Here is a 12,524-nt window from a genome sequence, read left to right as displayed (position 1 = left end):
TCCTCCTTTTCGTGTGTTATCTATGACTCAAGCTGATGCAGACATTTATCGAGGGTTGATGCTATCCAGTCGATATCGCACTCCTGGAATGCCATAGGCGGACGAAGCTTTAAGACATTTCCATAAGGACCTGCAACAGAAGTCAGTACATTGTTGTCTCGCAGAAGTTCGATGGCATCCAGTGCCTTCTGCTGATCCGGAGTCTTCTTGCCGTCATTCTTCGCAAGCTCAAATCCAATGAACAGGCCTGCGCCTCTGACGTCTCCCACAGAATCAGGATGTCTGTCCTTTACCTCCTGCAATGCTTTCAGAAGCTTTGCACCGACCACCTTGCAATGATCCTGCAGCTTTTCTTCTTTTATGACATTAAGCACAGCCTGTGCGGCTGCGATAGCCACTGGATTTCCTCCAAATGTATTGAAATATGGAAGTTTGTCGCTGAATGCGGCGAGTACCTCATGCTTGGCGGCAAGTCCTGATATCGGGATTCCGTTACCCATAGGCTTTCCTGTTGTCACCATGTCAGGTATGATCCCATGTCTGGCGAATCCCCAGAACGCATCTCCCGTTCTTGCAAATCCCGGCTGCACCTCATCAGCTATGAATACACCACCATTCTTATGTACCACATCGATGGCCGCCTTCAGGAAACCGACCGGATTCGGATGTACTCCATCTGATGAGAATATAGAATCTGCAAGGAAGCATGAGAACTTATATCCTGCTGCCCCCAGCTCATCGATCTTCTTCTGCATCTCTCCTGAGTACCATGCGGTGAACTCCTCAGGTGTACCGCCATGTCTGTAATAGTCAGGTGTCTCAATGAGTCTTACATTCGGAAGCAGTGGCTGCTCACTTCCAAGGGCTGGTGAACATCCAGATGTCAGAGCACTTGTTCCGTGGTACGCCTCCCTTGAAACTATGATTCCGGTGCCGCCCGTGTATTCCTGTGCCACTCGGAGTGCCAGGTCATTTGCCTCAGAACCGGTACACATGAACATTATCTTGTCTATCTCGTCCGGCATCATCTTCAGCAGATCCTCACTGTAATCAATGATCCTCTCATGCAGATAACGTGTATGGGTATTTAAAAGCTTCATCTGCTCTGTAACTGCCTCGACCACAGCAGGATGGCAATGACCGATTCCTGCCACATTGTTGTACATGTCCAGATATTTATTCCCCTCTGCATCCCAGAGGTACTGTCCCTGTCCTCTCACAAGGTTGACCGGCTTTCTATAGAAAAGTCTGTATGCACCACCCATCCATTTCTCACGGCGGTTTATCATATCCCTTGTCGTGTTACTGAGCAGTGAACTGTAGTCATCACTGTAGCTGTTAGTGTCCATAATGCTTGATTTAGTAGCCATATTCCACCTCCAAAAGATTTCCCTGTTAAAACAAAAGGGGCACAGAGATGAAACTTTACAGTTCTATCTCCGTGCCCCTTTGCACTCTAAAATCAGATACGCGCTTCTGTTTTGCTTTGTATCATAGCCACGCCATGTGGGATTGTCAACACATTTTGTGGGTTTTTCTGGTTTTCATTTGTTTTTCATGTTTTTTTGTGTTGTTTTGTGGTTTTATTAGTTTATGTCCCCCAAATATTTATTTTATTAACCTGGGACAGCGCACAAAAAAACATCACCCCTGTGTCTGAAGTGATGTTTTCCTGTTATATGTAATTATCAGTAATCCTGCCTGTATTATGCCTCGAACTTCTTCACAAGTATACTTGCGTTGTGTCCGCCAAATCCCAGTGAGTTGCTGAGCGCATATGTAATATCCTTATGTACACCCTCGCCCATGGTGTAGTTGAGATCCATCTCACCCTCTGTCTCGCGGAGACCAACTGTTGGATGGATGTATGAATCCTCTATGGACTTCACACATGTTATGAACTCAACTGCTCCGGCAGCTCCAAACAGATGTCCTATCATGGACTTTGTGGAATTGATGTTCACGTTGTATGCGTCATCGCCCATAGCATACTTGATGGCTCTTGTCTCAAAGAGGTCATTGTGATGGGTACTTGTTCCATGTGCGTTGATGTAGTCAACGTCAGCAGGTGTGATTCCGGCCTCCTCCATGGCAAGCTTCATGGCACGTCCTGCACCACTTCCATCCTCCTTAGGGGATGTGATGTGATATGCATCACAGGTTGAACCATATCCGACTACCTCAGCCAGGATCTGGGCACCTCTCGCCTGAGCATGCTCAAGTGACTCAAGTACAACAACTCCTGCGCCCTCTGCTATTACAAATCCACATCTGTCCTTGTCAAATGGTATGGACGCTCTCATAGGATCCTCTGCACTTGAAAGCGCTGTCATTGAGATAAATCCTGATACATTTGTCTCACAGATAGGTGACTCTGCACCACCTGCAACCATGACATCGGCCTCTCCTGCCTGTATATATCTGTAAGCCTCTCCTATAGAGTTTGTTCCTGTGGCACAGGCTGTAACTATGTCAGTACATTTGCCCTCAAGGCCAAACTGTATTGCAACATTGCCCGCAGCCATGTTGGATATCATCATAGGAACCATCATTACACTGACTCTGTTCGCTTTGCCCTCTACAACCTTCTTGTGCTCCTTCTCTATGGTTGCCACACCGCCAAGTCCGTTTCCTATACATGTTCCGATCCTTGTTCTGTCTTCCTTCTCAAGGTCAAGACCTGCATCCTTGATCGCCTCGCCTGTAGCTGCTATGGCATACTGACAAAATGGCTCCATACGTCTTGCCGCCTTTGGATCCATATACTGCTTTGGATCAAAGTTCTTCACCTCAGCAGCAAGCTTGCACTTGTAATCGCTGACATCAAACTTTGTGATCTCTCCGATACCAACTGTATTCTTCTTTATATTATCCCAGAATTCTTCTACACTGTTTCCTATAGGTGTCACAGCACCCATGCCTGTTACAACTACTCTTTTCATCTCATACCTCGTATTTTTCATTCTATCTGCTGACAGTGCATTTTTGCACCCCAGATAAAAATAATTTTACCACAATGTAATATATATAACAAGGTTAAATAGTTTTGATTACTACATAGTTTGCTATTTGAGCAGTCCGCGGCTCTCCTTCAGGGTGAGTATCCTTCGGACGCTCTCGTCTATCCTGTCCTCTGACAGCTCGCCGTCCGCCACTGCCTGTTCTATGGAATTCACCGCCGACGCCATATCCTTCGGCTGCAGTATCATATCCATTCCGGCTTTTACCGACATCACTACCGCATCATCCACACTGTAATTGTCCGCTATGGATTCCATCTCAAATGAATCGGTTATGGCAACTCCTTCAAACTTCAGTTCATCCCTGAGAATACCGGTCGCTATCTTGTATGAGAGAGTGGCTGGAACCTCGTCTATATCCGGGACGATCAGATGTCCGACCATGACAAATTCTGCCCCCGCCTCTATACCCGACCTGAACGGCTGCATCTCATCCGCCATAATCTCTTCCTTTGTTCTATGCACATAGGCACTGCTATAATGTGAGTCCTCCGCCGTGTCTCCATGCCCCGGGAAATGCTTCAGGGTGCACATGACTCCTCCGTCGTTGAAGCCCTTCACCGCATTTCCAACGAGCTCTGCCGCCTGGGCGTAGTCATCACTGTATGCGCGCTCGCCGATAACCGTATTGTCTGGGTTCGACCATACGTCCGCCACCGGCGCAAAGTCGAGATTGAAGCCAAGCGCCGACATATCATTTGCTATGGTGTATGCGTTCTCATATGCCGTTTCGTCTCCGTCGTCCTTGTAATAGTACATGGAGCCTATGTATGTGGTTCCGACAGTATCCATCAGGCGGTTTACCACGCCGCCCTCCTCGTCGGTCGCCACAAATAATCCTATACTGCTGTACTTCTGGGAGTTGTCGATCATCTCCTTCACCTGATCCTGACTCTCAAGGTTCTTCGCAAAGTACACGATACCGCCAACAGGATAATTCTCCAGAGCCTGTCTGGTCGCATCCCCTGCCACAGTCACGCCGTCCTCTCCCGTGAGCTCCTCAGGCGTCACAAACATCATCTGGCATACCTTCTCATGAAGCGTCATCCCAGCAAGTGTCTCATCCACCAGACTCGGCTTCTCCTCCTCGGTCACCTCCGTCGTTTCCTGGCTATCCGCGGTCTGCTCTTCTGTCGTAGTTCCGCTCTCCGTGACATCAGCAGCTACGCCTGTATTTCCATTGTCATTTTCTACGTGGCCCCCGGCTTTCCCCGCGCTGCCTCTCAGCATGAAGATTCCCCATATTCCGGCTGCCAGACACACCATTACGATCAATACCACAAGTGCTTTTTTCATTGGTTTTCTCCGTGATTCAATTACAACTGGAACACAACCACCAGAAGCATCTTGAACTGCTCCTTGCCGTATACGGCATGTGGACGCTTTGCAGGCATTACTATTGACTCACCCTCGTGGAGTTCATACTTGACACCGTCTATTGTCACCTCGCCCACACCGTCAAGGCACGTCACAAATGCATCTCCGTCAGACTCGTGTGTGCTGATCTCCTCATCCTTGTCAAATGCAAATAAGGTTATACTCATGCATACATTCTGGGCAAGTGTCTTACTTACGACCTGTCCCTCCTGATATGCCACCTGATCCTTGAGCTTAAGTACCTCTGACTGTGCGATATTCTTCATGATTCCCATGTTCGTTACCTCCTGATATATTCTGATATATTGTTCGCTTATAGTATTATTCCACTTTTTAGTATTCTAGTATGTTGAAAAATGAACGTACTAGAATTGTTGTAATGATTTATTATGACATTTGTACGAATCAAAACAACCTGGCATGCACACATTACTATCAGAGTACATCTGATCAATAACAAATGCCCAAAATATGACAAAAAAAGCCATTTTTCTATTATAAGTATAGTTTTATCTTTTGTAAACCCAATACCATTCAGCTATTATTAATTAGTGAGGGTCACTACGTTTTTTTGGATTTAAAGGAGCTCTGATTATTATGATAGGTGAACAATTAAGAACACTGCGCACCGCGAACAAGATGACACAGAAAGAGCTTGCAGGGGAGTTATCAGTGGCATTCCAGACTATAAGCAATTGGGAGAACAATTCCATCGACCCGTCTGTGAGCATGATTCTCCGCATCGCTGAATATTTCAACTGCTCCACTGATTATCTTCTCAAAGGGGATGATTCAAGTGCCAAGTATATTGATACAACCCAGTTGACAGAACATCAGCACGCACAGCTTCTTGGGCTTGCAAAGGAATTCTCCAAACTGAACAAGAAATAAAACATAACTTTATAATGTTCATATTACAGATACAGGGTATCACAACATTGTTGCGATACCCTGTTTTCTATTTGTATTATTCCAGATCGTGATCTGTATATCCTACAGACTCATGCCGCCGTCAACCTTGATGACCTGACCTGTTATGTATGATGCCTTATCTGAAGCAAGGAATGCTGCTGTCTCAGCGATGTCTGATACTTCACCAAGTCTCTTGACTGTGATATGGTCAAGCATAGCCTCCTTTGCCTTGTCTGAGAGTGCATCTGTCATGTCTGTCTTGATGAATCCAGGAGCGATGGCGTTCGCTGTGATTCCACGGCTTCCGAGCTCCTTGGCTATAGACTTGGTGATACCTATAACACCAGCCTTGGATGCTGCGTAGTTCACCTGTCCAGCATTTCCCTCTATACCTACTACGGATGACATGTTGATGATACGTCCGTACTTCTGCTTCATCATGGTTCTGTACACATGCTTGATACAGTTGAATGTACCCTTGAGGTTGATATTGATAACATCGTCGAAATCAGCCTCCTTCATTCCAAGTACAAGATTGTCTCTTGTGATTCCCGCATTGTTCACGAGAATATCTATTCTTCCATATGTAGCAACTGCGAACTTCATGAGTGCCTCAGCCTCAGCGAAATCTGCAACATTTGCCTTGAATGCAACTGCCTCTCCGCCTGCTGCCTTGACCTCCTCAACCAGGCTGTTTGCGCGCTCCTCTGAGCCGTTGAAGTTTACTACTACCTTTGCGCCGTATCCGGCAAATGTCTTTGCTATCTCACGTCCGATACCTCTTCCGGCACCTGTTACCACTGCTACCTTGTCCTTAAGCATTCAGTTCCTCCAATTTCGCTAAATCGTCTACAGTTGCAATATTTATACTCTTTACCTCTCTGTTGATCTTCTTCATGAAGCCTGTAAGAGTCTTGCCCGGGCCGACCTCGATAAATGTGTCAACACCGTCAGCTATCATGTTTTCTATTGTCTGCTGCCATCTTACTGATGAATACACCTGTCTCTTCAGAAGCTCTTTTACCTTGGCTGCGTCTGTAATCTCCTCTGCGTCTGCATTGCAGTAGTAAGGAGCAAATCCCTCTGCAACATCCACGCCCTGAAGGAAGTCATAAAGCTTCTCTCCTGCTGGAACAAGCATCTGTGAGTGGAATGGACCACTTACGTTAAGTGGGATAACTCTCTTGGCTCCAGCCTCTGCAAGTGCTGCTGATGCTGCCTTAACAGCCTCTGCCTCACCTGATATAACGATCTGTCCAGGACAGTTGTAGTTTGCTATCTGTACCTTGCCAGGTGTGTTCTCACATATCTCGGCAATCTTGTCAGCGTCCATTGCTATGACTGCTGCCATTCCGCCCATTCCGAGAGGTACTTCGTTCTGCATGAGGATACCTCTTCTTCTAACTGTCTTGATGCCGTCAGCGAGAGTCATGGCTCCTGCTGCAACAAGTGCGCTGTACTCACCGAGTGAGAGTCCTGCAAATACATCAGCCTTGAGACCTGCGTTCTTCAGGTGCTCATATATGGCAACCTCTGCAGCAACCATGGCCGGCTGTGTGTACTCTGTCTTGTTGATGTCATCGTTCTCCTCGAAACAGATCTTCTTAAGCTCTATATCCAGAACGTCATCTGCCTCGTCAAATACCTTCTTGCTGTCCTCAAAACTGTCATAAAAATCCTTTGCCATGCCCACATACTGTGCGCCCTGACCTGGGAATATAACTGCTGTCTTACCCATTTCTTTTTTACCGCCTTTATTATATTTTGTAATTGATTTACATTCGCATATCATTGATGTCTGTCTGTACTGGATTTTATCAACCATCTCTCATGCTACATCCAGAAGCCAAGTCAACCATCCCTTATTATAGAACAGGGCTCCGCAAATCGCAAGGTCAAGAATTAATACTGCGTTAATACTTCAGCTTGCTCCGCACTTCGTAATGCCGGATTTTTTCAAGCGAGCTCGAAAATCCGGCATCGCTTGGCGGTGTATTAACGCATAAAAAAAGCACATGCCATCAAGCCACGTGGCTCAAAGCATCTGCTGTAAATCAACTCTCATATAATATATATAACCTTGGATGGTCAGTCAGGACTCATGTCCTGGCTGGCTACCAAAGTTATGTCATGTCCGATACATGACAACTTTGAATAACAAATGTATTCAAAACAGTCCAATCTGTTCAGTTAGCAATATTACTCCTCAACACCCTTGCTCTTAAGGTAGTTAAGTACGTCCTCAAATGTAGCTACGTCATCGAGCTCCTCAGCAGGGATCTCAACATCGAACTCATCCTCAAGCTTCATAACGATCTCGTAAAGATCAAGTGAATCAACACCAAGATCATCCTTGAAGTTTGTGTCAAGCTTCATCTCGTCCTGTGAAACTCCTAACTGCTCCTCGAATATTGCCTTAACCTTATCAAACATGTTCTAATCCTCCTAAACTATAGTAAATGTTACCATTATCCTCACGGACGCTTATACTATAACCTAAGGCTACAGTAAAGTCAACACGAAGATTTTCATTGTTTTTTCGCTTATTTTTCAGCGTCAGACTTGATCGCACCTGTCTCATATATGAACTTAACTGTGCTCTTTGTACCATCGATCGTACCTGTGAAGCTTGTGTAAGTTGTGTCGTCTGAGAAGAGTGCCTCTATATAATCAATGTCTGCCTGATAGTTGCCTGCAAACAGCTTTGTGATCTTCTTGATACCCTCTTCGTTGAACTGCTTCATTCCATCGCTGAGAGTCTTTGAACCTGTTACAAGCTCCTTTGCTCCGTCATCCAGAGTCTTGCTTCCGCTGTCAAGCTGTGATGCTCCATCACTGAGGGTCTTTGCTCCTGCTGCGATCTGGCCTGCACTTGAATCAAGAGTTCCTGCCGCTGTCTTTAACTGGCTGCTTCCATTTGCCAGTGTTAAGCTTCCCTGATACAGTGTGTTCATATTTGTTGATATTGTAGCTGCTCCATCGCTGAGAGTCTTTGTACCCTTCTTGAGTGCTGCTGCACCTCTTGAGAGATCTCCGGTTCCCTTTGCGATTGCCTTGACACCTGCATATGCGGAATCGATTCCTGTTGAAATGCTTGAAGCACCGTCACTGATGGTCTTGAGTCCTGTTGACAGCTCGCCCATCTTGGTATCCAGTGTCTCAGCACCCTGCTGTAATGCTGTTATCTGTGCTGTTGTCTCCTCTGAAGTCAAAGTAGCTGTGAGGGTCGTTCCTATCTGATCGATCGCATTGAGAGCACCCTTTGCCTTTGCAAGGCCTGTGTACTGTGCAAAATATGCATCGTATGTTCCATCGCCCTTTGCCGCATCCAGAGTAGTCTTACCTAGTGCAAGTGCTCCTTCAAGCTGTGACATAGCCGCATCTATTCCGGCCTCGCTTGTTATGGAACCGCCGAGCTGGCTGTATACATTTGACTGAGCCTGGCTTACGATCTGTGATGGCATTCCTGTCAGCATGGTGATCAATGTGTTCACACCATTATTGAGCTCTGTAGCGCCCTTTGCAAGCGCCTGTGAACCTGCATATGCATTGCTTGCTCCTGATGCCAGTGAGCTTGCTCCCTTGGAAAGTCCAGGATTGCTGTCTGTTCCCTCAAAGCCTGCCTGAAGTTCCTTTGCACCACTGTTCAGCTTGTCAGCTCCGCTCTTGAGTGTGCCAACGCTTGTATCAACTGTCTTTGCTCCTGTTGCCAGTGTCTTTGCACCATCGTTGAGAGCTGATGAACCATCCTTTATAGACTTGATTCCATCGTCCAGGGTTCCCATGGCTGTTGATATCTGTGAAGTACCATCTGCCAGCTGGCTTGTATATGTCTCAAGTGAAGCTGCACCGTCTGCCAGTGTGTCAGCACCCTTCTTTAATGAGTAAGTACCATCCTTCAGAGTCTCCAGACCATTTGTGATCTTTCCTGAACCCTCCTCGAGCTGATCTGCAGAATCACCGAGCTGATCCACACTGTCTGTGAGTGAGCTCACATCTGCCTTATCCTTAACCTCGTCTATGGCATCCTCTGCGCTTGATCCAAGAAGGTCACTTGCTGCAACCGTCATGGTCATTGAGAGCTCGAAGTCTGTGACATCCGCTGTAACCTCAACATAATCAGGTACATCTATGTTATCAAGTGCTGTCTCTATCTTGCTGTCATTTATACCATCCTGTAAGCACTGCTTGAATCCAGGAACTGCATATCCGACTACGATCTGGTTGCTTCCCTCTGAGATGACCTTACCATTCTCAACCTGAACGTTTGAGAACTTATCTACAGGAAGGATCATTCCTGAGAGCATTACAAATGGTGAGATGACCTCTGTATTCTTGCTGTCCACTGCGACTGTCTTCTTGGTGTTGTTGGTATAATCAAATCTGATGGTGACCTTACCGCTCTTGCCTGCAAGCTCTGAAGGCTCTATCTCCTCGCCGTCAAGCTTGTATGTTATCTTTACATCTACAGGGAGCTCCTCATTTGACTTGCCCTGATAGTAGATATCTGATCCATTTGCAGCCCATGTTATAGTGCCATCGCCGTTGTCCTTGTATTCCTCATAGCCCTTCACGTTCTGGATGTCTGTGAGGTTTGTCTTGTCGTTGAGTCCCTCTGCACCGTCTGAGTTCTTCAGCCATGTGCTGACTGTAACGTCATTTGCATTTCCATTTGCATCGGCAAGGACATATACTGTCTCTTCCTTGTCTGCGTCAGATGCGCCATCCTTGGATATCTCAGATGTAAGTGCATCCTGAAGTGTGTCTGACTCGCTCTCGGTTGTAGCCTCGGCCTTGTCTGAGGATGAGCTGTCATTTGTATCTCCGCATCCTGTTGCCAGTGATGCCATCATAACTGCTGATAATGCAACGCATATATATTTCTTCCATTTGATCATATTATTACCTCTTTTCATAGATTACAAAAGTTCCGTAGTTACATCTGTTTATAACTGCTATACCTGAGTGGCTGCAGTGTCCTCATCGCTAACCTTCGCTGATGGTCCATCCATCAGGTTCTTCCTGTATCTGAACATGATGACCTTATCGAAGAGCATCAGTGCTGATGGAAGCATCAGGATGACTGCACACATACTTATTAGTGCTCCACGAGCCATAAGTGTACACAGCGCGCTGATCATATCTATATCTGAGTAAAGACCTACGCCAAATGTTGCAGCGAAGAATGAAAGTGCACTGACAACTATGGACTGTACTGACTCCTGGCATGCTGTTGCCACGGCGTCAAACTTTCTGTATCCGTTCAGTCTGTTTCTCTTGTACTTCGTTGTCATCAGTATGGCGTAATCAACCGTCGCGCCGAGCTGGATAGTACCGATAACTATTGAAGCTATGAACGGTATCTCTGTTCCGGTGAAGCATGGGATACCCATATTGATGAATATCGCAAACTCTATGACTGCCACAAGTACGATTGGCAGTGATATTGAACCGAATACACAGAGGATGATGATGAATATCGCTCCGATGGATACTGTACTTACAGATGCGAAATCCTTATCTGTTATAGTGATAAGATCCTTTGTACAAGGAGCCTCACCAACCAGCATGTTCTTCTCGTTGTATGAATCGATGGTATTATCGATCTCTGTACACTGATTGTTAACCTCATCTGAAGCAACCTCGTACTCTGATCCGACGAGTATCAGTTGCCAGTCATCGCTCTTGAGCGCCTCTGTGACATCTGAAGGTATGAAGTCGGTTGGAATACCTGCTCCAATGATGCTGTCAAGTCCGAGACAGAACTTAACTCCATCGATGTTCTCGATATCTGACATCATGTTTCTTGTGTCCTTGTCACTCTGATCATTTGTGACAAGTATCATATGTGTTGAATTCATGTTGAATGCCTCAGCCAGCTCTGTGTTGGCCTGAACACTCTCCAGGCTGTCTGGAAGTGATGAATCCAGCTTGTAATAAACCTTTGTATGATTGTATCCGTATATTGCAGGGATCAGGATGATCACGAACAATACAAGGAATACTTTGTAGTGCTTAGCTATGAATTTTCCTACTCCCTTGAACTCTGGAAGTATTACTCTGTGTGTTGTCTTCTCTATCGCCTTGTCAAACACAAGGATGAGTGATGGAAGTATCGTTACACATGCGATAACTCCGAGTACGACACCCTTTGCCATGACGATACCAAGGTCAAGTCCGAGGGTAAAGCTCATGAAGCACAGTGCAACGAATCCGGCAACTGTTGTTATGGAGCTTCCCACAACTGATGATATTGTCTCTGCGATGGCGTGTGCCATAGCCTCTTTCTTATCCGTGTATTCCTTCTGCTGTGCCTTGTAGCTGTGCCACAGGAATATGGAGTAATCCATTGTAACTCCGAGCTGAAGTACCGCAGCCAGCGCCTTTGTTATGTATGATACCTGACCCATGAAGATATTTGATCCAAGGTTGTACACGATTGCCATTCCTATACTTGTAAGGAAGAGTACCGGGATCATGATAGAGTCCATTGTGATCGCCAGGATGATACTACTCAGGATAACCGCTATAAGTACGTATATCGGGGTCTCCTTCTCTGACAGCTTCTTGGTATCGACGACAACCGCTGACATACCGGACAGGAAGCACTGCTTGTTTGATATGCTTCTTATCTCCTCGATGGCATCCATTGTGCCGTCCGCCGATGTGGTATCATCAAATATGATGGCCATCATTGTGGCATTCTTTTCGTCATTGTTAAATGCATCATAAAGGCTTTCAGGAAGCATATCCTTTGGGACTGACAGGTCTGCAAAGCTGTCATACCATATAACCTTTGATACATGGTCTACTTTTTCAATCTTTGATTTCAGTGCGGATACATCTTTGTCTTCCATCCCCTCTACCACATACAGTGAGAAGGCTCCTGTACCGAACTGGTCAACCAGTATATCCTGACCTTTCATGGTCTCGATATCCTTCGGAAGATATGACAGAATATCGTAGTTTACCTTGGTCTTGATATAACCGTATGCCGCTGGTATGAGAAGAACTAAGCTGAGAATCAGTATTACGACCCTCGCACTTACTATCTTTTCTCCTAGTTTTAACATAGCCATAACATCTCCTTTTTCTATTCTGTGGTGGATTATACAACCTGATATTTCTTAAATAAACTACCCAAAATACGAAAACGTTTACATTTTGTTACAAATATGCTAATCTGTAACAAACGTTTGAACACATATTCAAAAT

Annotated in this window: 10 protein-coding genes; 1 reads left to right on the top strand and 9 read right to left on the bottom strand. The window is 45.8% G+C overall.

The annotated features are described in order from the left end of the window. Positions 1-20: 20 nt before the first annotated feature. The 4 genes from DWW70_RS08050 to DWW70_RS08035 form a co-directional block, all read right to left on the bottom strand. Positions 21-1,370, bottom strand: coding sequence for an aspartate aminotransferase family protein (locus DWW70_RS08050; RefSeq protein WP_118649614.1), 1,350 nt, complete (start codon positions 1,368-1,370; stop codon positions 21-23). A 336-nt stretch (positions 1,371-1,706) separates the two neighbouring features. Beyond that, positions 1,707-2,942: a beta-ketoacyl-ACP synthase II gene (fabF, locus tag DWW70_RS08045; RefSeq protein ID WP_022216985.1), complete on the bottom strand. Its 1,236-nt coding sequence runs from the start codon at positions 2,940-2,942 to the stop codon at positions 1,707-1,709. A 123-nt stretch (positions 2,943-3,065) separates the two neighbouring features. Then, on the bottom strand, positions 3,066-4,316 hold the full coding sequence (locus tag DWW70_RS08040; RefSeq protein ID WP_022216986.1) for a glycoside hydrolase family 3 protein: 1,251 nt from the start codon (positions 4,314-4,316) through the stop codon (positions 3,066-3,068). 20 nt (positions 4,317-4,336) lie between these two features. Beyond that, positions 4,337-4,672: a cupin domain-containing protein gene (locus DWW70_RS08035; protein WP_118649613.1), complete on the bottom strand. Its 336-nt coding sequence runs from the start codon at positions 4,670-4,672 to the stop codon at positions 4,337-4,339. 322 nt (positions 4,673-4,994) lie between these two features. Between DWW70_RS08035 and DWW70_RS08030 the strand changes: the two genes are divergently transcribed. Beyond that, entirely contained in the window at positions 4,995-5,288 is a 294-nt protein-coding gene (locus DWW70_RS08030; protein ID WP_015534624.1) for a helix-turn-helix domain-containing protein, read from the top strand. A gap of 102 nt (positions 5,289-5,390) precedes the next feature. Here DWW70_RS08030 and fabG read toward each other — a convergent pair whose 3' ends face one another. The 5 genes from fabG to DWW70_RS08005 all read right to left on the bottom strand — a co-directional run bounded on the left by fabG (position 5,391) and on the right by DWW70_RS08005 (position 12,382). Beyond that, a complete protein-coding gene (gene fabG, locus DWW70_RS08025; RefSeq protein WP_055224018.1) occupies positions 5,391-6,131 on the bottom strand; it encodes a 3-oxoacyl-[acyl-carrier-protein] reductase in 741 nt (246 codons plus the stop codon). Then, the gene (gene fabD, locus DWW70_RS08020) at positions 6,124-7,047 is read right to left on the bottom strand and encodes an ACP S-malonyltransferase (protein WP_015534623.1); all 924 of its coding nucleotides are present in this window, start codon (positions 7,045-7,047) and stop codon (positions 6,124-6,126) included. The genes fabG and fabD overlap by 8 nt, the downstream gene beginning before the upstream one ends. A 461-nt stretch (positions 7,048-7,508) precedes the next feature. Further along, positions 7,509-7,742 (bottom strand): acyl carrier protein, encoded by a 234-nt coding sequence (gene acpP, locus DWW70_RS08015; RefSeq protein ID WP_022216990.1) that lies wholly within the window; start codon positions 7,740-7,742, stop codon positions 7,509-7,511. Between the two features lie 110 nt (positions 7,743-7,852). Further along, entirely contained in the window at positions 7,853-10,207 is a 2,355-nt protein-coding gene (locus DWW70_RS08010; protein ID WP_118649612.1) for a hypothetical protein, read from the bottom strand. Between the two features lie 57 nt (positions 10,208-10,264). After that, on the bottom strand, positions 10,265-12,382 hold the full coding sequence (locus DWW70_RS08005; protein WP_118649667.1) for an efflux RND transporter permease subunit: 2,118 nt from the start codon (positions 12,380-12,382) through the stop codon (positions 10,265-10,267). Between the last annotated feature and the right edge of the window lie 142 nt (positions 12,383-12,524).

The sequence above is a fragment of the Coprococcus sp. AF16-5 genome (assembly GCF_003479365.1).
In the GTDB taxonomy this organism is placed as follows: domain Bacteria; phylum Bacillota; class Clostridia; order Lachnospirales; family Lachnospiraceae; genus Coprococcus; species Coprococcus aceti.
Note: the sequence above shows the minus strand (reverse complement) of the source record. Positions and strands in the feature narration are given on the sequence as shown.

Excerpts from the sequence above, each read along its gene's own strand:
- fabD (WP_015534623.1), bottom strand. The coding sequence starts at position 7,047 with ATGGGTAAGACAGCAGTTATATTCCCAGGTCAGGGCGCACAGTATGTG.
- fabG (WP_055224018.1), bottom strand. The coding sequence starts at position 6,131 with ATGCTTAAGGACAAGGTAGCAGTGGTAACAGGTGCCGGAAGAGGTATC.
- acpP (WP_022216990.1), bottom strand. The coding sequence starts at position 7,742 with ATGTTTGATAAGGTTAAGGCAATATTCGAGGAGCAGTTAGGAGTTTCA.
- DWW70_RS08035 (WP_118649613.1), bottom strand. The coding sequence starts at position 4,672 with ATGGGAATCATGAAGAATATCGCACAGTCAGAGGTACTTAAGCTCAAG.
- fabF (WP_022216985.1), bottom strand. The coding sequence starts at position 2,942 with ATGAAAAGAGTAGTTGTAACAGGCATGGGTGCTGTGACACCTATAGGA.
- DWW70_RS08005 (WP_118649667.1), bottom strand. The coding sequence starts at position 12,382 with ATGTTAAAACTAGGAGAAAAGATAGTAAGTGCGAGGGTCGTAATACTG.
- DWW70_RS08030 (WP_015534624.1), top strand. The coding sequence starts at position 4,995 with ATGATAGGTGAACAATTAAGAACACTGCGCACCGCGAACAAGATGACA.
- DWW70_RS08050 (WP_118649614.1), bottom strand. The coding sequence starts at position 1,370 with ATGGCTACTAAATCAAGCATTATGGACACTAACAGCTACAGTGATGAC.
- DWW70_RS08040 (WP_022216986.1), bottom strand. The coding sequence starts at position 4,316 with ATGAAAAAAGCACTTGTGGTATTGATCGTAATGGTGTGTCTGGCAGCC.
- DWW70_RS08010 (WP_118649612.1), bottom strand. The coding sequence starts at position 10,207 with ATGATCAAATGGAAGAAATATATATGCGTTGCATTATCAGCAGTTATG.